Origin of the sequence: Gordonia sp. DT219, from assembly GCF_049847065.1 — a bacterium.
In the GTDB taxonomy this organism is placed as follows: Bacteria; Actinomycetota; Actinomycetes; order Mycobacteriales; family Mycobacteriaceae; genus Gordonia.
Genome location: NZ_JBNCNR010000003.1, coordinates 372,789 through 394,784 on the forward strand (window position 1 = coordinate 372,789; position 21,996 = coordinate 394,784).

Genomic DNA, 21,996 nt, shown 5'->3' on the forward strand with positions numbered 1-21,996 from the left:
AGTCTAAGCCGTCGGCCGCTTTTCTTCAGCCGAAACGGACACGCCGCCTGCGCGGTCACCGAGCCCATTCCGAGCGATGTGAAGGACATGAGCCGGACAGTTCGCCACATCGCGTCGACGCGCCAATGCCCAGGTCAGCCGGGCATCGGCGCCAGGTTATGAACGAGAACGGCGACCACATGCCGGTCGGGCACGGGTCACACGCCCCTGACTCGGGGGCGGCTGTCGTCTCACCAATGGACACGATAAAGCGGATTTCGGCGAGAACTCAGAGCGGGCACCGATGGAATATGGCACGAATTGAGCGGATACGACGTCACGATTCTGTGTCCGGTTCGCCCCGGTTGCCGTGCAAAGTCAATGCAACGGAGCGATGCCGATGATTCAGTCGCGCGATTTCTCGGCGACGACACCGCCACCATCATCGAAGCCGGCATCGTCATCGGCGGCCCCAGAAGTCGCCTCGGCGTCGGCTGCCGTCTTGTGCTCTGCCGCCCCGTCACCAGAGGCGTAGGACTCGGCGAAGGAGACGCGTGGGGTGGTGGCCGCGTGCACTGCGGCGTATCCGACGAAGAACAGCACGGACAGCCCGAACACCGCGGCACCGAACACCGCGAGCCAGTGCACAACAGACAGCAACGTGCCATCTCCGCGGGTGGCCAGGGCACCGGCCGCAGCCAGTACCGCCCCCAGTAGTGACCACACCGCGCTGCGCACCCGAGGCGACACCGTCGACACGAAGAACAGCCGCTGATAGATCGAGGTCTCGTATTCGTCGACCGCGGCCAACCGGACGGGGTCGTCGCCGGCCAGCGTCCGCAGCTCGTTCGCGAGTGACGTCCCACGGTGCAACCGCTCGGTTTCGCGCTCGCGATAGCGGACGAAGGCAACGCCCGCGGCGACTGCGGCCAGAAGGCCGATTCCCACCATGAGTCCCCAGTTAGCCACGCCCACACGCTACCGCCGCGCCTCGCGGCGACGTGCGTCAGGTCACAGACGCCGACGGACCCCGCCGGTGCGGCGGGGTCCGTCGGGTCGGATACTGCGGTCAGGCCTCCTGCGCCTGCCACATCCAGTGCAGTTGCTCGAGTTTCGACGCGAAGGCGATCAGCAGGTCCTGGGTCACCGGATCGGCTTCCTCGGTCGCGTCGATGCGCTTGCGCAGGCCGGCGATGACGGCCTTGAGGTTCGCGACGATCGCGGCGACGACGTCGGAGTCCTTGGTCCAGCCCTCGTCGAAGCCCTTGGTGCCCGCGGACTTGGCGACCGTCTCGGCGCGCCCGTCCGGGCTGACCCCGATGGAGGTGGCACGCTCGGCGGCCGAATCGGTGAACTCGCGTGCGACGGCAACCAGTTCGTCGAGTGCCAGATGCACCGACCGGAACTGCTTGCCGACCACGTTCCAGTGCGCCTGCTTGGCGATCAGCGTCAGGTCGATCAGATCGACAAGGGTTTCCTGCAATGCCGTACCGGTGACCTGTTTGTTCTCGTCGCTGAGAGTGCTGGTGATCGGGGTCGTGGGTGCCATGGTATGACTCCTTTTCTCCGGATTCGTGATGGGGTACGTGCGCCGCTCAGACGCGGACCGTGAGGTTGTGGTCGATGTTGCCCTTGGTGGCCTTCGAGTACGGGCAGAAGGCGTGTGCGCCTTCGGTCAGTTCCTTGGCCTTCGCCTCGTCGACACCGGGAAGGTAGGCCTCGATGTCCACGACGAGGCCGAAGCCCCCGTCCGCGGAATCTTTGCCGATCCCGACGGTCACGGTCACCGTCGACTCGTCGGGGACCGGTGACCCGGCCTGCTTGGATGTCGCGCGCAGCGCGCCGAGGAAGCAGGCGGCGTAGCCCGCGGAGAACAGTTCCTCCGGGTTGCTGCCCTCACCGCTGCCGCCCATTTCCTTCGGCGGCCGCAAGTCGAGGTCGATCCGGCCGCTGGCCGACACCACCTCGCCGTCACGACCACCGCCACTGGACTTCGACGAAATGCGGTATGCGGGTTCGATTGCCATCTTCGCTCCTTATGTCGGCCACCGGATTCGGCGACCTGGACTAGATCGGTTGTGCTGTCGAACTTCCCGGCACCGTCTCACGGCACAGCGAGCAGAGGCCCCAGAACATGAGTTCGGCCTCCTCCACCAGATAGCCGTGGTCGTGATCGAGCTCCAGGCACGGACTCGCACCGACGACGCAGTCGACGTCGGTGATGCGTCCGCAGTGGCGACACACCAGGTGGTGATGGTTGTCGCCGGTCCGGGTTTCATAGCGCACGGGCGAGCCTGCGGGCTCGATCCGGCGCAGCAGACCCCGCTCGGTGCACGTGCGCAGGGCGTCGTACACGGTCTGCGTCGAGACGCCACCGAGATGCTCGCGCACCTGTGTGGCGACGAAGTCCGCCGTGGAATGGGGACTGCGGTGCACGATCTCCAGCACCGCGACCCGCGGCGCCGTCACACGCATACCCGCCGACCGCAGCTGCCGATGCAACTCGGCGGCGGTGAGATCACGGGTGTGGTGCACGGCTTCACCCTATATCCCTTTCTGGAGTGAGTCCAGTTTTTGGAGTGGGTCCAGACAACTGGCGGTGGCTTGCTTTTCTGGTTGCCCGGTCCGCTCGAATGGCAAACCTTGCCGACCGGTCGTATCGTGTTCGACACGAGATCGTGTGTAGCAGCCGGCAAGAGCCGGTTGCTCGCGTCCGCGGTTCGCGCCTCTCTCCAGCGTCCCGCGTCGAAAAGCGCACGCGACTCATCACCACGAGAGAGCACGCCATGAACACCACCGCGCCGACGAACACCACACCGACGAACACCACCGCGGCGACAGCCGAGACCGCAACCACCCCCATGGCCGAGTTGGCCCGGGAATCCCGGATGGGCGGTGCGGGCACCGAGACCACCGAGCGAGAGATCCGCGCCATCTCCCTGGCCGACTTCGCCGAACGCCGGGCCGAGATCAGCGACCAACTCTGGTCGGCGGCAACCGATATCGGCTTCTTTCAGGTCATCGACCATGGCATCGACATGGCCGAGGTGAATCACGCCTTTGCCATGTCCGAGCGCTTCTTCGCATTGCCGCGCGAGATCAAGGAGCGGTATCCCCTCAAGAATGGCCGCAACGCCGGGTACGAGTTCACCAGCCAGGTCCGTCCGTCGGTCGGCACGCCGGATCGCAAGGAGTCCTACCAGTTCACGCGCCCGCGCATGGAAGGTCTGTGGCCCGCCGATGACGAACTCGCCGGATTCCGCGCGACCCTCGAGGATTTCGAGCACAAGTGCCGGCTGCTCGCCATGGACATCCTCGGCTGCTTCGCCGACAAGCTGGGCCGCGACCCCGACTTCTTCACCCGCGCACACGATCCCGAGTCTGCCGACTACCAGAGCACCCTTCGGCTGTTGCACTATTACCCGTTTCCCGACGAGCTGCTCGAGGACCCGAACGTCTGGCGTGCCGGCGCGCACACCGACTTCGACGTGCTCACCCTGCTGTTCCAGCGGACCGGCCAACGCGGACTACAGGTGCTTCCCGGGGCGGAAACCGGCGGCGAGGCATGGACTCCCGTCGAGCCCTCCGACGAGGCGATCACCTGCAACATCGGCGACATGTTGATGCGCTGGTCCGACGACGTCCTCGCGTCGAACTTCCACCGGGTGCGCCCACCGCGGCGCGGCGAGGACCTCGGGTCGCGCTACACCATCGCCTACTTCGCGCAGGCCGACACCGACGTGCTCATCGAGAGCGCGGGCGGGACCTACCCGCCGATCACCGCGGGCGACTATATCGCCCAACGGATTTCGGCAAATTTTGATGACGCGAAGGTTCGCCGATAACCATCGGGTGCCGGCGCTCAGCGGGCTCGCATCATCTTGCTCGGGCGCATCCGGGTCGACTCCGGCAGCCACCGGTCGACGGCGCGGCGCAGGGTCATCACCGCGGCGACGAGTAGCAGTCCGAACTGAATCCAGCCGAGGACCACCGTCCCCGACCACAGGCTCGGGTATCGGAAGAACAGATCCAGCCCGACCGGGATGCACATCAGGTTCAACACGACCAGTGCCAGGAAGAAGTTCCGGCAGTTGCGGCTGTGGTGGTTGGCCGCCGCGATCAGGAAGAGGTACTCCCCGATCAGGAACAGCACGGTGATCACCAGCCCGGCGACCGGCAGCACCGACGCGAACGTGTCGATCTGTGAGGTGCTCGGCTGACCCTTCGGCGTGGTGACCGTGTCGGCCAGCATGCGATCGCGCAGCAGGTCGCCGATGGTGCCGAGGTTGATCGCCCCGTAGACGACGCACGCCAGCCCGGCCGCGGCCGCGGCCCAGAACGTGACACGCGCGTGCAGCGCCAGCACGGGCGGCGGCGGTCCGGCCGCACCGGCCGGCTTCGGATACAGGTTGGCCCGGTCCCGGTCGGCGGAGGTCCGCTGCAGTTCCGCGAGGTCTTCCGCGTCGAGCTCGGCCTGCGACGGCGTGCGGTCGGGCTCCTCGGGAGTGGAATCGGTCATGATCGCATTGTGACACCCATCGCAACGGGCAGACCACGTGCCCGGCGCTCGGCATCGTTCGGCGAACGCGCGTCAGCGTCCGATCTTGAGCATGTGCCCCACTGTCGCCTGCCACAGCGAACCGTCGGCGGCGATGGTGCCCGTCAGTTCGAGGGGCTCGTCGACGGGGGCGGTACCGACCTGACGCGTCACCACGCGCCGGCCGGTGGCGAAGTCGGTCGCGACGTAGTCGACCGGCCCCGTCTGCTGGATCGCACCGGGTACATAGGGCCCGTAGCCCAGCCCGTGGATGAGGCCGTCGGCACGCGAGAGCTTCGGCAGCGACGCCAGCCGGTCGCCGTTCTCCCAGACCCGGCGGCATCCCTGCGTCGATACGTCGATGCGGGTCGAGCCGCCGACGAAGCCCGCGGTCGCCGGAATCGAGGGGCCGGTCACCGCCATCGGCGGATATTGGTAGCCGTATGTGCTGGGGATGACCAACGAGTCGCCCCACGCGATCGGTGAGTTCTCGGTGCCCGGCCCGGACGCGGCGAACGCCGGCATCCGACAGATGAGGCGGCCCGAGTCGGCGGCCCGCACGATCAGCGCCGGCCGGTCGGCTTCGTTGTCGACGATGGCCACCCAGCCGTCGCCGCCGGGGCCGAAATAGGTTGGGGTCGTTCCCGATCCCCACGTCAGCTGGCCGGGTTTGCGGGCCGGCCCACGATCATAGGGCTGCCGCCACACCGGGTGCGGAGCCCCACCCGGATCGGCCCACATCTCATACAGCGCGTGTGTCGTGAGGACCGAGACGCCATTGCGACGGACGCTGAGCCCGTTGCCGAGTTCCTCGCCGGCCGGCAGGTGCACGGTGCGCACCTGCCGGGCGGCGTCGACCGTGCCGATCACGCCGTGTGTGGTCGCAAACCAGATGCGGCCCAGACGGTCCGGCGCGAGACCGGTGACCGCGTCGCCGGCCGGGATGGATCGCGACAGATCGATCCGGTCGTCGACGAACACTCGCCAGCCGGCGGCCGTACGCCGATGGGCGACAAAGAGAATCGCATTCGATCCGTCGGCGACGACGACCCGGTCCCGGCCGTCGAGATACCCGTAGACACCGCCGAGGAGCCCGCCCTTGCGGAGTTCGACGTCGGCCAGCGGTGCGGCGGTCGCCGGGTCGAAGAGCACCACCGACGGCACCGCGTAGCCACCGGCTGACGGGCCCCCGAGGTAGCGGGTACACAACGAGACCGGCATGGCGTCACCGCCGACGAAGGTCGCCGCACACGCGCCGCCGGGCGACGAGGACGCGAGCAGCCGCGCACCGCGCCCGGGACCGGGGTTGCCCGTCGAGTCGGTGGAGGCGAGATCCCCGTGCATCAGCGACGTCCCGGCCGGGCCGAGGATCGGCGGACCCGGGTCGGGCGGCGGTGCGGCCGCGGCGCGCCCCGCACCGAGAACCATGGTCGCGAACAACACGGCGATCAGCGACACCGTGCGCACCGAGATGACGCGCACCGCCCGTGTCCGCTGTGTCGGTCGCATCGTCACCGATTGAGTTGGGTGAGTAGGAAATTCGTGGCGGGCAACAGTGTGGTGACCATGGGCAGCGCGTGATTGACGACCAGTCCCGGGAAGATCGGCGGGATCGTGTTGGTCACCAACGCGACGTCGGCGCCCTGTGCTCGCCAGTCGCGATAGAGCTGATCGACCTGGCCGTACGGGATGACGTCGTCGTTGATGCCGCCCTCGAGCAGTACCGGCGCGTTGGGCTTGAGCCGGCCGATGCGCTGCTCGTCGATGACCTGCTTGGCATCCGGGTAACGCGCGACGATCGCCGACAACGGCTCACCCGTGCGCGTCCAGGCACTGGTGTGCTGGAAGCCGAAGGTCAGGCCGGTGTCGCCGATGCACTGCGTCGAGAGCCGGCGCAGCGCGGCGCGGCCGTTCGGGTTGGTCTCGCGGTCGACGATGGTCTTGAGCTTCGGATAACGCGCCTCGAGTCCGTTGATCGCGTAACCGATGCCGCCGGCGATGAAACTGCCGTCGATCTTGTCGATCACCTTCGACAGGTCGGCCGGCGGCGCTCCGGCGTAGGTGGCCCGCACGTTGAGGTTCGGTGCGTAGGTCGAGGCCAGCTCGGCCGCCGAGGCCGCGGCGCCACCACCCTGCGAGTAACCGGAGAACGCCACCGGCGCATCGGCCGGCGCGCCCGCAACCTTCAGCGCGGCACGTGCGGCGTCGAGCATGGCGTGTCCGGATTCGGCCCGGTTCACGTAGGTGTGGACACCCGGTGTGCCCATGCCGATGTAGTCGGTGATCGCCACCCGCACCCCGTTGATGAGCAGCAGGTACATGTCCGGGGCGGTGTAGTTCACCGCGATGCTCGGCTTGGCCGGGTCGATCGCCAGTGGGAAGTTCATCAGCTTCGACCCGGCGCACTGATCGCCCTGACCGACGGTGCCCGGTCCGAGGACCACCGTCGGGCGCGGCCCCTTGCCACGCCACGGAGCGGTGGGTTCGACGACGGTGCCGGTGACCGGCGCCGGCGAACCATCCTGGTAGGTCGAGGTGTACATGATCCGCTTGGCGGTGCCCGGCCATTGGTTCGGGATGCCCGGGACCTGCAGCAGCAGCGGCGACGGCTCGCTGCGGATGATCGAACCCGGCGCGCTCGCGAAGTGCGCCGGTGGTGTGTAGAAGTCGGCGGCCTGTGCCGACGGCGCCGTCAGGCCCAGGCCGGTACCGGCCAACGCGCCCACGGTCACGGTTACTGAAATGAATCCCCAAATTCGTCTCATGGTTTCGTAAGCTACCTCACAGACGAGTCATGGCATGGCCCAGGGCTCATGACCGGTCGGTGTTCTCGCCGGTGGACTTCGCGACGAACTCGTCGACGATGGCGTCGACACTCTGATCGACGTCGATGATCATTCCGCGTTCATCAGAACCAAGGGGCTCGAGTGCCTCGAACTGCGATCGCAGCAGCGACGCAGGCATGAAGTGGCCCGGCCGCGATGCCTGCCGCCGGGCGATCACCTCGAATGGCCCGTCGAGATGGAGGAACAGTGCGCCGGGGGCGGCCCGGCGCAGCCGGTCGCGGTAGGCCCGTTTGAGCGCCGAGCAACTCATCACCCCGCCTGCGGGATGCGCGGCGAGCCACGCCCCGAGGTCGTCGAGCCACGGCATGCGATCAGCGTCGGTCAACGGATGCCCGGCAGCCATCTTCTCGATGTTCGCGCGGGAATGGAGGTCGTCGGCGTCGACGAAAGGTACTCGCAGCCGCTGCGCCAATGCCCTTCCCACCGTGGACTTCCCGGAACCCGAGACCCCCATCACCACGATCGGCACGCCCACCGCAATCCCTCCCCTCGCCGGTGTCGGCTCCACACTCATCACAGGTCGGCACCCGGTGACACCTGCGCGAACCGGGCGATATAGAACGGCTCGAACCGGTCGTCGGTGACCCAGCCGGCAATGATTTTCTCCGGCACCGTGATTCCGGCGAAGGCGCGCTCGCCGGAGAGCGTGGCGCGGAAGGGCACGAGACGTCCGGGACGATTCTTGTCCGCACGCCAGCGCAAGGCCTCGACGCGGCCCGGACGCCCGAGGGCGTCGATACTCACCGTGACCGGCTCGGCGTCCCCGACCTCGGGACGACGAAATCGGATAGCGTTCTCCGACAATACTTCCCACCGCACCCCGGTATGCGGGAGCAACGTGGCCGGCACCATGGTCGATTCCATGACGGCGCGCGTGGCCGCCGACCTGGTGACGTCCGGACCGGTATCGGCAAAGAGTTGCCGACCCAGGAGCCGGCCACTCGTCCCGCCCGTACCGCCGCGATAGAAGTCGGTGACCTCCAAGGGCCGCAACCGGTTCGAGGGCACCCGCGCCCGCCACGTGAACGAGGCGCCGTCGAGAACCTGCCGCGCGGCAAACCGGAGCCGCGCGCGGACCCGAATCGATCCGGTCATGGTCAGCGTCCACGACGCCGAGAGCTGCGCCCCCGGCGCCACCACATGTGCGAGGTAGCGCCGTACCGGCTCCTCGACCCCGTCGAGCATTGCGAGTTCGAAGGCGGCGGCCATGGCCGTCAGTTTAGAACAGGCGCCTCAGGCGAAGCGGACGTTCATCGTGGCAAGCCCGAAGATCTTGCGCCCGGCGGACTTGGCGACGATGATCACGACGCCGGTCCGGGTCTCGGGATCGAGCGACTTGATCCGGCCACTGAACTCGATGTCGCCGCCCTGCGCCGACACCACCGCAACCTGCGACAACCGCACCGAATAGCGAGTGACCGCACCCGGATCGCCCGACCACGCGGAGACGAAACCGGCGCCGAGCCCCATGGTCAGCATGCCGTGCGCGATCACGTCGGGCAGCCCCGCCAGCTTGGCGATCGACTCGTCCCAGTGGATCGGGTTGCTGTCGCCGGACACCCCGGCATAGTTGACCAGGTCGCCACGGGAGAGGCGCGCGTGCCGGGTCGGCAGTTCCTCACCGACCGAGAGGTCGTCGAAGTTCAGCGATCCCGGTGTGCGTGCGATCGTCCCGGTCGAGATCCGCGGCTCGCCGTCCGGGCGCACCGTCTTGTGGTATTCGGTGTCCGCCTCATGCGCGGCGGTCAGGTTCACGTCGTGCACGAGGATGCTGCGCACGGCCGTCGCGATGGACGGGTCCACCTCTTCGGCGGTCACCCCGACGACCGTGGTGTGCATGGTGTGCACGACCTCGCCGCTCGTATCGGTGAAGGTGTTGGTGACCGTGACGAGGTCGCGGCCGGCGACCCGCCGGACCGACGAGAGCTCGACATCGGTGCGCAGTTCGTCGCCGGCGACGATGGGTCGATGCTGTTCGAAGACCTGCTCGGTCTGCACGTAGGTCTCGTAACCGACGACAACGGACTCGAAGAGCTCCTGGTTGGCGACCATCGCCGGGATGGAGGTGAACGTCAACGGTGCCACCAGCCCCGAATAACCCAGCGCCGCAGCCGCATTCACGTCGCGATGTGCGGGCTGGTAGTCCTGCACCGCGCGCGCATATTCGCGTACCTTCTCGCGTCCGACGAGATAGGGCGCATCGAGTCGGTAGTAGTGCCCCACCCGAGAATCGAGCGACGGAGCACCGCCGGGCCCGGTCGGCGTGGCATCCGGTGTCACGGAATCGGTTGCGGTTGCCGGGGAGTCGGTTGTCATCGTCACATCACCAATCAGGGGGTTGTACGGGTATCGCTGGACTATGAGCTCACCGAACGAGCAGTTCGGCGATCTGAATCGTGTTGAGCGCCGCGCCTTTACGGAGGTTGTCACCGGAGACGAACAGCGCCAGACCGCGACCTTCCGGAACGCCCTGGTCCTGGCGGATACGACCGACAAGTGAATTGTCCTTGCCCGCTGCAGCCAGCGGGGTCGGCACGTCGACGACCTCCACTCCGATGGCACGAGAAAGGATTTCGTAAGCCTGCTGCGGCGAGATCGGCCGCTCGAACTCGGCGTTGATCGACAGCGAGTGCCCGGTGAACACCGGCACCCGTACGCAGGTACCGCTCACCAGCAGCTCGGGTAACCCGAGGATCTTGCGGGATTCGTTGCGCAGCTTCTGGTCCTCGTCGGTTTCACCCGAACCGTCGTCGACGATCGCACCGGCCAGCGGCAGCACGTCGAAGGCGATGGGCGCCACGTACTGCTTCGGGGCCGGAAAGTTCACCGACGAGCCGTCGTAGACCAACTTCTCGACATCATCGATGACCGCGCGGGACTGCGTGGCCAACTCGTCGACGCCGGCCAGACCACTGCCCGACACCGCCTGATACGACGAGACGATCAGACGCTGCAGGCCGGCCGCGTCGTGCAACGGCTTGAGCACGGGCATCGCGGCCATCGTGGTGCAGTTGGGATTGGCGATGATGCCCTTGGGCGGGTTGCCCGCAAGTTCACCGTTGACTTCCGAAACCACCAGCGGCACATCGGGGTCTTTGCGCCACGCAGAGCTGTTGTCGATCACCGTCACCCCGGCGGCGGCAAAGCGCGGCGCCTGCTCGCGTGACATGGTCGCCCCGGCCGAGAACAGTGCGACGTCGAGCCCGGCCGGGTCTGCGGTCGCGGCGTCCTCGACGACGATCTCCCCGTCACCCCACGGCAGCTTCTTGCCCGCCGATCGTGACGAGGCGAAGAACCGCACCGAATCGGCGGGGAACTTACGCTGCGCCAACAGGTTTCGCATGACACCGCCGACCTGCCCGGTGGCGCCGACCACTCCGATGTTCAGTCCCATGTCAGCGCCCCGTCCCCGCGTAGACGACGGCTTCCTCGTCGCCGCCGAGGTCGAAGGCCTGATGCAGCGCGCGTACCGCGTCGTCGAGTTCGGTGTCGCGGCACAGCACCGAGATCCGGATCTCCGAGGTGGAGATGAGTTCGATGTTGACGCCGGCGTTGCTCAGCGCCTCACAGAAGGTGGCGGTGACACCGGGATGACTCTTCATACCCGCGCCTACCAGTGACACCTTGCCGATGTGATCGTCGTAGAGCACCTCGGCGAACCCGATCTCCGGCCGCAGCTTGGAGAGCTTCTCCACCCCGAGCGGACCGAGTTCACGCGGCAGGGTGAAGGTGATGTCGGTCTTGCCTGTGTCGACCTTCGAGACGTTCTGCAGCACCATATCGATGTTGATCTCGGCGTCGGCGACCGCGCGGAACACCTTGGCGGCGTAGCCCGGTCGGTCCTCGAGTCCGACGACGGTGATCTTGGCCTCGCTGCGATCGTGTGCGACGCCGGTGAGAATCGCTTCTTCCACGGGAATGTCCTCCATCGAACCGGCGACCATGGTGCCGGGTTTAGTCGAGTACGACGAGCGCACGTGAACGGGAACGTTGTAACGGCGGGCGTATTCCACGCACCGCAGCATCAGCACCTTGGCGCCGCACGCGGCCATCTCCAGCATCTCCTCGAAGGAGACCGTCTGCAGCCGGCGCGCGTCGGCCACGATCCGCGGGTCGGCGGTGTAGACGCCGTCGACGTCGGTGTAGATCTCGCAGACGTCGGCGTGCAGCGCCGCGGCAAGGGCGACGGCAGTGGTGTCCGAGCCGCCCCGACCCAGCGTGGTGATGTCCTTGGTGTCCTGCGAGACCCCCTGGAAGCCGGCGACGAGGACGATCTTGCCGTCGTCGAGCGCCGCACGGACCCGACCGGGGGTCACGTCGATGATCTTGGCCGAGCCGTGGCTGCTGGTGGTGATCACACCGGCCTGCGAGCCGGTGAACGACTGCGCCTGCGCGCCCAGCGAGCTGATGGCCATCGCGACCAGGGCGTTGGAGATGCGCTCACCCGAGGTGAGCAGCATGTCCATCTCGCGCGCCGGTGGCGCCGGATTCACCTGTTGGGCGAGGTCGAGCAGCTCGTCGGTGGTGTCTCCCATCGCCGACACGACGACGACGACGTCGTTGCCCTGCTTCTTGGTCTCGACGATGCGCTCGGCGACACGACGGATACGCTCGGCCGTGCCGACCGAGGATCCGCCATACTTCTGCACCACGAGTGCCACGTCGGTTTCCTCCTGCAAAGGTCGGCGATTGCGGGTGTTTGCCGCAACAACCTTACCGACGACGCTTCGCGGCGCCCGTCGACACCCATTCCACAGGTCGCTGACCTACCATCCTTGGCGTGTCCACCACGCGTGCGCCCGATCGCGCCGAGCAGATCAGCGGCACCGGTGAATCGTCGCAGGAGCCGGCTCGTCGGAGCTTGGTGGCACCCGACTGGCGGTCGTGGCTCGCACCCGTCGGCATCTTCCTGCTGATCCGGGCCATCGGTATCGCACTGCTCGCCCGATTCGACGTCGTGCGCGGGATGGCGCTGCGGGATTCGCTGTCGGCCTGGGACGGCAAGTGGATGCTCGCGATCGCCGAATACGGCTACGGTGGCGTGCCCGAATCCCTCACCGACGCCCGGGGCATCCACACCGGCGACACCGCCTACGCGTTTTTCCCTGGTTACCCCTACGCCGTCGGGGCCATCGCCCACCTGCCGTTCATCTCGCCGTTCGGCGCGGCGATCCTGCTGAACGTGCTGCTCGGATGTGTCGCCGCGGTCGGCACCGCACGTCTGGGCGCGCTGTGCGTGCGCCACATGACGCGGCGATCACCACTGCTGGCCGGTGACCCCGAACGGCCCGTCGACCCGCGCCGCACCGGGCTCTACCTGGTGGCGCTCTTCGCGGCGACCCCGATGTCGGTGGTCCTGACCATGGCCTACACCGAGACCCTGTTCTGCGCCCTGAGTATCTGGGCGCTGATCGGCGTGCTCGAGAAACGCTGGCTGCTCGCGGGGGTGTGTGCCTGCCTGGTCGGTACCGTGCGTCCGACCGCGATCGTCGTGATCGGGGTGGTCATGCTCGCCGCGCTCATCGATCTCTTCGGTTCCGGGTCCTCGCCGTGGTCGGGCCGGCGCGCGGTGCGCGCGTGGGCGGCGGTCGTGCTGAGCCCGCTCGGTTTTCTCGGCTATCTCGCGGTCGTGTGGGCGCACACGGGCTCGCCCACCGGCTGGTTCACCATCCAGACGCAGGGCTGGGACACCCGATTCGACTGGGGGGTGGCCGCATTCGACTTCGTCAACGACCAACTCCTCAACTCCGAGGAGATGGCGCCGGTGGCGACGTCATGGATCATCGTCATCACCTTGGTGGTCGTGTGCGTGGCGATCTGGGCACGACTGCCGTGGCCGGTACTGACCTATGGAGTCCTCGTCACCGCGTCGATCGTGCTCTCCAGCGGCCTGATGATGAGCCGGCCGCGTCTGCTGCTGCCCGCGTTCGTCCTGCTCGTCCCCCTGGCGATCGCACTCGCTCGCGCCCGCACGGCCGGCGGCGTCGCAGTGATGGCGCCGATCGTCATCGGCAGCGCCTGGTTCGGGGCGCACATGCTGACGGTGTATCCGCACGCGATGTAGCCGGGTCGCCACTTCTTCAGGTGCGCGGACGTAGTCCGTCGAGAACCAGTCCGACCATTCGGCGCCGCGTCTCCTCGGTGTCCTGGGCGACGCAGGTCATCGACAGGCCGCCGACCAGCCGTGAGAGGTCGGCGGGTTCGATGTCGTCGCGGAAGACGCCGTCGCGCTGCCCGGCGGCGAGAATTGCGGTCATGAGATCGCGGGACTGCTCGCGCGCCTCGCCGAAGACAGGTGCTTCGTCGCCGACGGCGGCGAGGATCGCCTCCTTCATCCCGCGCTTGGTGCTCGCGGTCGCCATGTAGGCCTCGAACACCCCGGTCAGTGCCGCATCCGCGGGACCGGACTCCAGGGCGCGCCACCCGTCGGTGATGATCTGGTCCGAATAGTTGCGGAAGGTCGCCTCGACGAGGGCGGCGCGGTTCGGGAAATGCCGGTACAGCGTGCCGATGCCGACCCCCGCCTCGGCCGCCACCTTGTCCAGTGCGACCTCGACACCATCGGTGTGGAACAGTTCGGCGGCCGCGACGACGAGCTTGTCGTAGTTCCGGGCCGCGTCGGCCCGGACCGGGCGGCGCGAGAGTGTTCTGCGGCCCTCGGCAGCACCGGCATCGGGATCAGGGGCATCGGGCACGGCAGCCACTTGTCCACTCCTCACGAAGGTTCCCGAGCGTGCCGGATCCACAGACCGGCACCATCGACTGTTGCTAAGCGGAGGAATCCTCCGTATATTAATCGGAGGAAGCTTCCGTTTCATCGCCGAGTGTACTCCCACCCGATGTGGAGTCCACCGTTTCGCTCACCCTGCCAACCTCGGAAAAGAGTGGCTCATGTCCATTTCGACATCCTCGACACGCGACCGGGCCGACGGCCCGTCACTGCGCACCCGAGCACGTTCACGACTCGGCCGATCACGGATCAACACCGACGTCCTGGTACTCATCGCCGTCCTCGGATGCCAGCTGATGGTGGTGGTCGACGCCACCATCGTCAACGTCGCCCTCCCCGATATCCAACGCTCACTGGACTTTTCGACGTCGAACCTGTCTTGGGTGCTCAACGCGTACACCTTGACGTTCGGTGGTCTGCTGCTGCTCGGAGCGCGCCTGGGCGACATCCTCGGACGGCGCAGCACCTTCCTCGGCGGCCTCGGCGTGTTCGTCGCGGCGTCGGCCATCGGCGGATTGGCCACCGATTCGACGATGCTGCTGGTGGCGCGCACTCTGCAGGGCGTCGGCGCCGCGGTCGCGGCCCCGGCCGCACTCGCATTGCTGATGACGCGGTTCTCCGAGGGCCGGCAGCGCACCCGGGCATTGGCGCTGTTCACCGCGGTCTCCATCGGCGGATTCTCGCTGGGGCTGGTGTCCGGCGGCGCACTCGTGCAGTGGCTGGACTGGCGGTGGGTCTTCTTCGTCAACCTCCCCATCGGGGTCGTCGTGGCCATTGCCGGCGCGGTGTCGTTGCCCCGCACCGACCGTGAGCGTGGCTCCTTCGACTTCCCCGGGGCGCTGTTGTCCACCGCCGGCGTCGGCGCCGTCGTCTACGGCCTGGTCAGCGCCGCCGAACACGGCTGGACGGGCACCATGGCCATCACCTCCCTGGTCCTCGGCGCGCTTCTGATCGTCGGCTTCGTATACGCCGAACGCAATGCGGCGCAACCCATCACGCCACTACGTCTGTTCGCGTCGCTACCCCGCAGCGCCGCCTTCGCCGGACGGCTGGTCATGGTCGCGGGCTTCATGGGCATGATGTTCTTCCTCACCCAGTACATGCAGGAGGTGCTGCACTACGGCCCGCTGGAGACCGGACTGGCATACCTGCCGATGACCGCCGCCACCTTCGGCGCCTCCCAGCTGAGCGCGCGTTACCTCGTGACGCGTCTGAGCACCCGCACACTGTTGCTCATCGCGTTCGGGGCTGCGGCCGGCGGACTGTTCTGGCTCAGCACGCTCGACGCACATTCGGCGTATCTCTCGTTGCTCGGACCGTTCATCCTCGTCGGCGCGGGCGGCGGCATGGCGTTCCTCTCCTTGACCACCGCCTCGCTGCGTGGAGTACATCCCGACGACGCGGGCGCCGCATCCGGATTAGTGAACACCGCCCAGCAGCTCGGCGGCACCGTGGGTCTCGCGATCATGGTCGCCGTATTCGGCGCCGCGACAAGAGGTTTGCGTCCGTCGGACGCCACGTTCGCCCACGGCATGACGGTCACCGTGCTCACCGCCGCGATCCTGCTCACCGCGGGCGGCGTCCTCATGGCCCTCACCCAAGGCGAACGCAAAGCGGCCGTCGACGCGGCGTCGGTCGAGGTGGCGTAGTTGGCAGTACATTCTTCCGTCATAGACCGATTGGAGACTACCGAACGACCAGAATAGTGCCTTCACATCGACTTTTCCGGAGCCCCGATGGGTCCTGTTGATGTCCGGCTGGTGGTGTAGGAGCTTTCATCCTCACGCCACAGGGCCCGCCTCGTATACGCCACAGAGAAACACCCATTCCATAAGATTCCTCGCTGACTTCGACATCGAATTTGTAGTTAGGGAATGCAGATTCCGCGGAATTCTTCCATCCGACTCGGTCCGCTGACCGCCGACCGACCACAACTATCGGTCGCGCGACCCTGTATCGCAATACCGAAATACGGGCCGTCATCGATGAACACCGGACCCGACAAATCGAAGTCCGCTGACAGTCAGGCTGCCGAGCCCGTGACGTTGACCGCGGGCCAAAGCGCGTTCGCGTTCCCCGCCGTCGAACAGCAACGGGCACAACGCGACGCGATCGTGGAGCTCGGATCGTATGGCGGTGAGGCGAGTGCGGTCGGCGACGTTGCGCCCGAGGCCGCGGGTCGACCCGGCGGCCCCAACCTGATCATTCTCGACGAAGAGATCGCTGACTGTCGCAGGGTTGACCGCTTCCAGCACTGACCCGGGCGCTTCGTGAGCACGACCGAAGCGGGCTGAGTGTTCTCGAGTATCTGATCCTGCAGCGCCGTTCGTTCGAGACCTTCGGCGATCACCGCTTCGAGGACTACACCGCCACCCCGAGCGGATGGACCTGGCTTCCAGCGTCCACCTCAGGCGCCCTACACGCGATGGCCTACTCGGCGGTCAGCCGATCGGTCGGTCCCACATGAGAATTCGTGGTCGTGTGATTTGGCGTACCTCGTCGTGCTGGTTGACGGTGTGCTGTGTCAGGTTCACCCAGGCACGTGACGGTTGCGATGTGGACCGTTTGATCGAATCGATGGTGGCAGTCACACGCAGGACGTCGCCGGGGCGGGTGGCGCTGGGCCAGGTAAGTTCGGCTCCGCCGCCGACAATGCCGGTCGCGACCGGTAGGCCCGTGGTCACGACCAATGACATGGTGATCGCAGCGACATGCCAGCCGCTCGCTGCGAGCCCATCGAAGAATGTTCCCGATGCGCTGTCTGGATCGGTGTGAAAGATCTGCGGGTCATAACGCCGCGCGAACTCGAGGATCTCCGCGGTCTCGACGGTATGGGTGTCGGTGACGAAGGTGGCACCTTCGGCGATGTCGTCGAGCCACAGTCCGTGCGGTGCGATCGGTCGTGGGGTCTTCATGAGGCGTTCCTATCCGTGCATGTGTGTTGGTCAGCGGTCACGTGCGGTGGCGGTGAGTGAAGTAGACCTGGTGTCGGGTCGCGCACATTCGAGCAGCATCTCGACGGTGGTTCGCGCGCACACCCAGGACGCGACGTCGTTGAGCGATGTCGACAGCGCGGCAGCACCCTCGTAGAGGAGGGCGATCTGGTGGCCCAGTAGGTCCGGATCGCGCGCTCCATATTCCCGGCACAGGTCGACGATGGCGTCGGCGAAGGCACGCTTCTGTGTGTGGACGACCTCGGTGACCTCTGGCATCGCCGAGGCGGCCTCTACGGCAGCGTTGTGAAACGGGCATCCGCGTAGCCGCCCGTCGCCGGAGCGCGAAACTGCGAACAGCTGCATCAACCGTTCGCGCGGCCCGTCACCCTGTGCGTCACGGGGATCCACAACCATCTCGCGCAGATGGGTCAGATACTGCTCGACCAATGCCACCTTGCTCGGAAAGTACTTGTACAGCGTCCTCTTGGACACGTGCGCCTCGGACGCGATCGTCTCGACGCCTGTGGCGTTGATCCCCTCGACATAGAACAGCCCCGTGGCCGCCGCCAGAATGCGGTCCCGGGGGGCGGGTCGATGCATCGCCGCGTCGACGGGGCGTGTCGTCGTCATGGTCTCTTTGTCACGGATCGCGTGGTGTGCATGGGATCTCCGAACAATTTACACCGATCGGTTTACAGCTGTTGAGCCACCGCCTACGGTGGTTGGTACACCGATCAGTTTACACCGACCTCTGGAGGGAATCCCTTGAGCAGTCGTGATCAGGGCAACAATCGCGAGAGTTCGATAGTCGGCCGACCGGCGGTTTCGTGGGCTACGGTCCCGACTCGCACCATTTCGGTTGCGGACACCGAATTCGCCTACCGTGCTTACGGTCCGACGGGCGGCGTGCCGGTGGTGTTTCTGCACCACCTCGCGGCCAACCTCGACAACTGGGACCCACGGGTGGCCGACGGTATTGCGGGCGGCCACCACGTGATCGCGTTCGACAACCGAGGTGTCGGCGCGTCCGGTGGCACCACCCCCGACACCATCGAGGCGATGGCGGCCGACGCCATTGCGTTCATAGATGCGATGGGCTTTGCGAAGGTCGACCTGCTCGGGTTCTCGATGGGCGGCTTTATTGCTCAGGTTATCGTCGCGTTGCGGCCCGAGCTGGTCGGCAAGGTCATCCTCGCCGGTACCGGGCCCGCGGGCGGCGAGGGCATCGACAAGGTGACGCGGGTGACGTATGCCGACTCGATCAAGGCGGTGCTGACAGGCAAGGATCCGAAGCAGAACCTCTTTTTCACCCGCACCGCACACGGCAAGGCGCAGTCGCGGGAGTTCATCGCGCGACTGCGGGAACGTACCGACAACCGCGATGATGGAGTGTCGCTGAAGGTGTTTCGTACCGAGCTGCGGGCAATCCACAAGTGGGCCACACACGCGCCGGCCGATCTGAGCACGATTACCCAACCGGTGCTGGTGGTCAACGGCGAGGACGACCGCATGGTGCCCACGAGTAACTCCCACGATCTCGCCGGCCGGCTCCCCAACGCGACGCTGCGGATCTACCACGACGCCGGACACGGCGGGATCTTCCAGGAACATCGCCGATTCGTCGCGACGTCGCTGGAGTTCCTCGCGGCCTGAGCGCCACCACCACACCGCCCCGTCGGCGCCACGCATGCCGACCCGCCTACAGGAAGCCACCCTCATGCCCACTCTCCAAGACTCCGTGGTACTCGTCACCGGCGCCAACGGCGGCATAGGACAAGAACTCGTCACCCAGGCGCTCGAACGCGGCGCGGCAAAGGTGTACGCCGCAGCGCGGTCACCGCGTCGATCCGACGATGAACGAATCGTCGCGTTACGTCTGGATGTCACCGACGCCGAGTCCATCGCCGCCGCCGTCACCGCCGCGCCAGATGTCTCGGTACTCATCAACAACGCGGGCGCGTCGCCATCGGTCTCCAGTCTCATCGACCTGCCCGAAGTCGACCTGCGCGCGAACATGGAGACCAACTTCTTCGGCCCGGTCCTACTGGCACGAGCGTTCGCCCCGACCCTGCTGGCTGCCGATAATCCGGTTCTCATCGACATCCACTCGGTGCTCAGTTGGTTCGCCTCCGGAGGTGTTTACAGTGCGTCGAAGGCAGCACTGTGGGCGGCGACCAACGCGCTGCGTCTTGAGCTCGCACCGAAGGGTGTGCACGTTGTCGGTGTCCACATGGGTTACGTGGACACCGCAATGGCTACCCATGCTCAGGGCCCGAAACTGGCGCCTGCGGACCTGGTCGCACAGATCTACGACACCGTCGCCGCTGACGGGTACGAGGTGATCGGCGACGACCTCACCAGAGCCGCCAAAGCCGGACTCAGCAGGTCCATCGACGACATGTACCCGGGCCTGCGCACGAACTCGGGAGGAGCAACATCGTGACCACATGGAAAGACGTGCCAACCAAGAGCATCGATGTCGACGGAGTCCGGTTCGTCTACCGCGAACTAGGACGCAGAGATGCTGTGCCGGTGGTGTTCCTACACCATTTCACCGCCACCCTCGATGACTGGGATCCGCGGGTCATCGATGGGGTCGCTGCCCAGCATCGGGTGATCGCGTTCGACAACCGCGGCGTCGGAGGTACCGGCTCCAAGGTTCCGACCACCATCGATCAGATGGCCTCTGATGCAATCGCGTTCATACAGACGCTGGGTTTGACGAAGGTCGACCTATTCGGCTTCTCACTCGGCGGGGGTGTGGCCCAGGTAGTGACTCTCAAGGCGCCCGAACTCGTCCGGCGAATCGTGTTGACCGGTACCGGACCTCGCGGCGGCGGTGGCATCGACAAGATGGCTCGCATCGTCGGCGCCGGATACCTCAAAGCGGCACTCAGCCGTCAGGACCCCCGTCACTTTCTCTTCTTTCCCCGAACTCCCGGGGGAAAGAAGGCTGCCGCAGCCTACTTCGATCGCCTCGCCGAACGCCGCGGCGATCGCGACAAGAAGATCTCGATGCAGGCCCGTCTGGCACAGTTGCGAGCCATCGTCGCCGGCGGCAAGGCGACACCAGACGACCTGTCGGTGATCACCCAGCCCGCGTTGGTGGCGAACGGAGACAAGGACGTGATGGTTGCCAGCAAGCACTCGATCGAACTCGCCGACCGCATCCGCGATGCGCGAGTCATCATCTACCCCGATTCTGGTCACGCGGGCGTCTTCCAGTACCACCACGAGTTCGTTCCCGAGATTCTTGAATTCCTTGGCGCGCCTTGATAATCCGCCTCGCCGGAACCAACCGTCCGACACGAGAGGATAGGACTCCGTGAAAGCGTTCGTCATCGACAACTACAAAAGCCCCGTCCACGCCGCCGAGATGCCCGTCCCGGTGGCAGGACCGCACGATGTACTGGTCAAAGTCGTTGCCGCGAGTGTCAACCCGCTCGACACACTCGTGCGCAACGGCCAGTTCAAGCAAGTACTCAGGTACCGGTTCCCGCTGATCCTGGGCCACGACGTCGCAGGGATCGTGACCGAGGTCGGCAGTGCGGTAACCGAATTCGCCATCGGTGACGAGGTCTACTCTCGTCCGAGAGATCTGCGCATCGGTACCTTCGCCGAGTTCATCGCCATCGACGCGAGCGACGTGGCACACAAGCCCTCGAACCTGACGTTCGAGGAAGCGGCGGCAGTCCCCCTGGTAGCACTCGCCGCATGGCAGATCCTGGTCGAGAAAGGCCACGTCGGACCAGGATCGAAGGTACTCGTCCACGCCGGTGCCGGCGGACTCGGTTCGACGGTCATCCAGCTCGCCAAATACCTCGGCGCGCATGTGGCCACGACTGCCGGAACCCATTCCACCGAACTCGTCACGTCCCTCGGCGCCGACGTCGTGGTCGATTACACCACAACCGACTTCACCGACGTGCTCTCCGACTACGACCTGGCCATCGACGCCGTCGGCGGCGACAACCTCCTCAAGACCCTGACCGTACTCAAACCCGGCGGACTGGCCCTCGGGGTCACCGGACCACCCGATGCCGGTTTCGCCAAACAACTCGGCGCTCCCGCACTGTTCGCGATCGTGTTCTCGCTGCTCAGCCGAAAAGTACGCAAGCAAGCAAAGAAGCACGGCGTCGACTACTCGTTCTTCTTCATGCAAGCCGATGGTCCTCAGCTGTGCAACCTGGCCCGCCTCTATGAAAACGGGAACCTACGGCCGGTGATCGACACCACCTACCCCTTCGCCCAAACCGTCGAGGCGATCAACTACGTCGACGCAGGCAAAACATCCGGCGGCAAAGTCGTCATCGCCCACAACTGACGCCGAACAAGGCCCAATGATCCCGGTGCGAGCGTGTAAGACATAGCGGGCGATCCACGAAGACTCTCGTGGCGTTACGGATCACCGCGGATCACCGCCGAACTGCGTGCCCGCGGTACTTTGTGTGACAGAAAAGATCGTCGCCAGAATCATTCCCGAGCACGGCTTGGCCGGCATCAGTCCGCGCACGTTCTCACCGCCGACCACTATCGCGGATCTATCTGACCTGCAGTGAACGCGCCATGAACGGTCAGACAATAGGCGTGAACATGCACTCGCACAGAGGATCTCACTACAACGCGCCGCCGATGACGGAGGCCTGTGAGCAATACAGCCTGCTGCGCTCGATGGGGCGGACGGACCGGGTGTGCTGGGCAACGCAGGAGGCGAATCACTGCGAATGGCCATGAGAAAGTCCCCACTAACCTCCACTAGTACTACAGCCGTAGTTTGCGGTCATTGTGGTGATGACCTGCGTTTTTGGTGGCATTGGCGGGCTCGTTGTTGATGTTTGCGTCTCCATAGTGACCAGGTCAGGATGCTGTTGGCGCTGGTGTGGAGTGGGGTGAGGATGAGCGTGATGAACAGTCGACGGAATTCGTTGACGCTCAAGCGGATTAGTTGAGGATTGCGGTGCTCGAGGG

Annotated in this window: 23 protein-coding genes and 1 pseudogene; 8 read left to right on the forward strand and 16 right to left on the reverse strand. The window is 66.2% G+C overall.

Features of this window, described 5'->3' with window-relative positions:
* Positions 1–384 precede the first annotated feature (384 nt).
* The 4 genes from ACPXB3_RS07400 to ACPXB3_RS07415 all read right to left on the reverse strand — a co-directional run bounded on the left by ACPXB3_RS07400 (position 385) and on the right by ACPXB3_RS07415 (position 2,454).
* Complete coding sequence (locus ACPXB3_RS07400) at positions 385–948, reverse strand: histidine kinase (protein ID WP_425727236.1); 564 nt, start codon at positions 946–948, stop codon at positions 385–387.
* Positions 949–1,048: 100 nt separating this feature from the next.
* Complete coding sequence (locus tag ACPXB3_RS07405) at positions 1,049–1,528, reverse strand: Dps family protein (protein WP_425704384.1); 480 nt, start codon at positions 1,526–1,528, stop codon at positions 1,049–1,051.
* A 46-nt stretch (positions 1,529–1,574) separates the two neighbouring features.
* Entirely contained in the window at positions 1,575–2,006 is a 432-nt protein-coding gene (locus ACPXB3_RS07410) for an organic hydroperoxide resistance protein (protein WP_425704385.1), read from the reverse strand.
* A 40-nt stretch (positions 2,007–2,046) separates the two neighbouring features.
* A complete protein-coding gene (locus tag ACPXB3_RS07415; protein ID WP_425704456.1) occupies positions 2,047–2,454 on the reverse strand; it encodes a Fur family transcriptional regulator in 408 nt (135 codons plus the stop codon).
* Positions 2,455–2,765: 311 nt separating this feature from the next.
* Here ACPXB3_RS07415 and ACPXB3_RS07420 point away from each other — a divergent pair, with 311 nt between their 5' ends.
* Positions 2,766–3,824, forward strand: coding sequence for an isopenicillin N synthase family dioxygenase (locus ACPXB3_RS07420; RefSeq protein ID WP_425727238.1), 1,059 nt, complete (start codon positions 2,766–2,768; stop codon positions 3,822–3,824).
* A gap of 17 nt (positions 3,825–3,841) precedes the next feature.
* Here the strand turns inward: ACPXB3_RS07420 and ACPXB3_RS07425 are convergent, their stop codons facing one another.
* The 8 genes from ACPXB3_RS07425 to ACPXB3_RS07460 all read right to left on the reverse strand — a co-directional run bounded on the left by ACPXB3_RS07425 (position 3,842) and on the right by ACPXB3_RS07460 (position 12,023).
* Positions 3,842–4,498 (reverse strand): hypothetical protein, encoded by a 657-nt coding sequence (locus ACPXB3_RS07425; RefSeq protein WP_425704387.1) that lies wholly within the window; start codon positions 4,496–4,498, stop codon positions 3,842–3,844.
* Positions 4,499–4,570: 72 nt separating this feature from the next.
* A complete protein-coding gene (locus tag ACPXB3_RS07430; RefSeq protein ID WP_425727279.1) occupies positions 4,571–5,944 on the reverse strand; it encodes a hypothetical protein in 1,374 nt (457 codons plus the stop codon).
* 83 nt (positions 5,945–6,027) lie between these two features.
* Positions 6,028–7,281: a lipase family protein gene (locus ACPXB3_RS07435; protein WP_425727240.1), complete on the reverse strand. Its 1,254-nt coding sequence runs from the start codon at positions 7,279–7,281 to the stop codon at positions 6,028–6,030.
* 46 nt (positions 7,282–7,327) lie between these two features.
* The gene (locus ACPXB3_RS07440) at positions 7,328–7,837 is read right to left on the reverse strand and encodes a gluconokinase (RefSeq protein ID WP_425704389.1); all 510 of its coding nucleotides are present in this window, start codon (positions 7,835–7,837) and stop codon (positions 7,328–7,330) included.
* Between the two features lie 38 nt (positions 7,838–7,875).
* Positions 7,876–8,571 (reverse strand): DUF6544 family protein, encoded by a 696-nt coding sequence (locus ACPXB3_RS07445; protein ID WP_425727242.1) that lies wholly within the window; start codon positions 8,569–8,571, stop codon positions 7,876–7,878.
* A 24-nt stretch (positions 8,572–8,595) separates the two neighbouring features.
* Positions 8,596–9,678: a fused (3R)-hydroxyacyl-ACP dehydratase subunits HadA/HadB gene (locus ACPXB3_RS07450; protein ID WP_425704391.1), complete on the reverse strand. Its 1,083-nt coding sequence runs from the start codon at positions 9,676–9,678 to the stop codon at positions 8,596–8,598.
* A 49-nt stretch (positions 9,679–9,727) separates the two neighbouring features.
* Positions 9,728–10,756: an aspartate-semialdehyde dehydrogenase gene (locus tag ACPXB3_RS07455; RefSeq protein ID WP_425704392.1), complete on the reverse strand. Its 1,029-nt coding sequence runs from the start codon at positions 10,754–10,756 to the stop codon at positions 9,728–9,730.
* Position 10,757: 1 nt separating this feature from the next.
* The gene (locus ACPXB3_RS07460; RefSeq protein ID WP_425704393.1) at positions 10,758–12,023 is read right to left on the reverse strand and encodes an aspartate kinase; all 1,266 of its coding nucleotides are present in this window, start codon (positions 12,021–12,023) and stop codon (positions 10,758–10,760) included.
* 155 nt (positions 12,024–12,178) lie between these two features.
* Between ACPXB3_RS07460 and ACPXB3_RS07465 the strand changes: the two genes are divergently transcribed.
* Positions 12,179–13,426, forward strand: a complete 1,248-nt coding sequence (locus tag ACPXB3_RS07465) for a hypothetical protein (protein WP_425727280.1) — start codon at positions 12,179–12,181, stop codon at positions 13,424–13,426.
* A 16-nt stretch (positions 13,427–13,442) separates the two neighbouring features.
* Here ACPXB3_RS07465 and ACPXB3_RS07470 read toward each other — a convergent pair whose 3' ends face one another.
* Positions 13,443–14,066, reverse strand: a complete 624-nt coding sequence (locus tag ACPXB3_RS07470; RefSeq protein ID WP_425727244.1) for a TetR/AcrR family transcriptional regulator — start codon at positions 14,064–14,066, stop codon at positions 13,443–13,445.
* 187 nt (positions 14,067–14,253) lie between these two features.
* On the opposite strand from ACPXB3_RS07470, the gene ACPXB3_RS07475 reads away from it, so the two are divergent.
* Together ACPXB3_RS07475 and ACPXB3_RS07480 are read left to right on the forward strand one after the other, a co-directional pair.
* Positions 14,254–15,741, forward strand: a complete 1,488-nt coding sequence (locus ACPXB3_RS07475; RefSeq protein WP_425727246.1) for an MFS transporter — start codon at positions 14,254–14,256, stop codon at positions 15,739–15,741.
* Between the two features lie 336 nt (positions 15,742–16,077).
* Complete coding sequence (locus tag ACPXB3_RS07480; protein WP_425727248.1) at positions 16,078–16,350, forward strand: hypothetical protein; 273 nt, start codon at positions 16,078–16,080, stop codon at positions 16,348–16,350.
* 183 nt (positions 16,351–16,533) lie between these two features.
* Here ACPXB3_RS07480 and ACPXB3_RS07485 read toward each other — a convergent pair whose 3' ends face one another.
* Positions 16,534–17,007 (reverse strand): MaoC/PaaZ C-terminal domain-containing protein, encoded by a 474-nt coding sequence (locus ACPXB3_RS07485; protein ID WP_425727250.1) that lies wholly within the window; start codon positions 17,005–17,007, stop codon positions 16,534–16,536.
* Positions 17,008–17,037: 30 nt separating this feature from the next.
* A complete protein-coding gene (locus ACPXB3_RS07490) occupies positions 17,038–17,658 on the reverse strand; it encodes a TetR/AcrR family transcriptional regulator (protein WP_425727252.1) in 621 nt (206 codons plus the stop codon).
* 174 nt (positions 17,659–17,832) lie between these two features.
* Between ACPXB3_RS07490 and ACPXB3_RS07495 the strand changes: the two genes are divergently transcribed.
* From ACPXB3_RS07495 to ACPXB3_RS07510, 4 genes are all read left to right on the forward strand, one after another.
* Entirely contained in the window at positions 17,833–18,681 is an 849-nt protein-coding gene (locus ACPXB3_RS07495) for an alpha/beta fold hydrolase (protein ID WP_425727281.1), read from the forward strand.
* A gap of 64 nt (positions 18,682–18,745) precedes the next feature.
* Positions 18,746–19,471 carry an SDR family oxidoreductase gene (locus ACPXB3_RS07500; protein WP_425727254.1) on the forward strand — a complete coding sequence of 242 codons (726 nt, stop codon included), beginning with the start codon at positions 18,746–18,748 and terminating at the stop codon, positions 19,469–19,471.
* Complete coding sequence (locus ACPXB3_RS07505; protein ID WP_425727256.1) at positions 19,468–20,304, forward strand: alpha/beta fold hydrolase; 837 nt, start codon at positions 19,468–19,470, stop codon at positions 20,302–20,304. The genes ACPXB3_RS07500 and ACPXB3_RS07505 overlap by 4 nt, the downstream gene beginning before the upstream one ends.
* Positions 20,305–20,353: 49 nt before the next feature.
* Positions 20,354–21,352 carry an NADP-dependent oxidoreductase gene (locus ACPXB3_RS07510; RefSeq protein ID WP_425727258.1) on the forward strand — a complete coding sequence of 333 codons (999 nt, stop codon included), beginning with the start codon at positions 20,354–20,356 and terminating at the stop codon, positions 21,350–21,352.
* 456 nt (positions 21,353–21,808) lie between these two features.
* On the opposite strand, the pseudogene ACPXB3_RS07515 reads toward ACPXB3_RS07510, so the two are convergent.
* Positions 21,809–21,996 (reverse strand): annotated as a pseudogene (locus tag ACPXB3_RS07515) (IS701 family transposase); the annotation flags it as partial.

What these genes read in the sequence shown, in the direction of transcription:
- ACPXB3_RS07405 (WP_425704384.1), bottom strand. Translation starts at nt 1,528, where the DNA reads ATGGCACCCACGACCCCGATCACCAGCACTCTCAGCGACGAGAACAAA.
- ACPXB3_RS07410 (WP_425704385.1), bottom strand. Translation starts at nt 2,006, where the DNA reads ATGGCAATCGAACCCGCATACCGCATTTCGTCGAAGTCCAGTGGCGGT.
- ACPXB3_RS07415 (WP_425704456.1), bottom strand. Translation starts at nt 2,454, where the DNA reads ATGCGTGTGACGGCGCCGCGGGTCGCGGTGCTGGAGATCGTGCACCGC.
- ACPXB3_RS07420 (WP_425727238.1), top strand. Translation starts at nt 2,766, where the DNA reads ATGAACACCACCGCGCCGACGAACACCACACCGACGAACACCACCGCG.
- ACPXB3_RS07425 (WP_425704387.1), bottom strand. Translation starts at nt 4,498, where the DNA reads ATGACCGATTCCACTCCCGAGGAGCCCGACCGCACGCCGTCGCAGGCC.
- ACPXB3_RS07430 (WP_425727279.1), bottom strand. Translation starts at nt 5,944, where the DNA reads ATGGTTCTCGGTGCGGGGCGCGCCGCGGCCGCACCGCCGCCCGACCCG.
- ACPXB3_RS07435 (WP_425727240.1), bottom strand. Translation starts at nt 7,281, where the DNA reads ATGAGACGAATTTGGGGATTCATTTCAGTAACCGTGACCGTGGGCGCG.
- ACPXB3_RS07445 (WP_425727242.1), bottom strand. Translation starts at nt 8,571, where the DNA reads ATGGCCGCCGCCTTCGAACTCGCAATGCTCGACGGGGTCGAGGAGCCG.
- ACPXB3_RS07450 (WP_425704391.1), bottom strand. Translation starts at nt 9,678, where the DNA reads ATGACAACCGACTCCCCGGCAACCGCAACCGATTCCGTGACACCGGAT.
- ACPXB3_RS07455 (WP_425704392.1), bottom strand. Translation starts at nt 10,756, where the DNA reads ATGGGACTGAACATCGGAGTGGTCGGCGCCACCGGGCAGGTCGGCGGT.
- ACPXB3_RS07475 (WP_425727246.1), top strand. Translation starts at nt 14,254, where the DNA reads ATGTCCATTTCGACATCCTCGACACGCGACCGGGCCGACGGCCCGTCA.
- ACPXB3_RS07480 (WP_425727248.1), top strand. Translation starts at nt 16,078, where the DNA reads ATGAACACCGGACCCGACAAATCGAAGTCCGCTGACAGTCAGGCTGCC.
- ACPXB3_RS07485 (WP_425727250.1), bottom strand. Translation starts at nt 17,007, where the DNA reads ATGAAGACCCCACGACCGATCGCACCGCACGGACTGTGGCTCGACGAC.
- ACPXB3_RS07490 (WP_425727252.1), bottom strand. Translation starts at nt 17,658, where the DNA reads ATGACGACGACACGCCCCGTCGACGCGGCGATGCATCGACCCGCCCCC.
- ACPXB3_RS07500 (WP_425727254.1), top strand. Translation starts at nt 18,746, where the DNA reads ATGCCCACTCTCCAAGACTCCGTGGTACTCGTCACCGGCGCCAACGGC.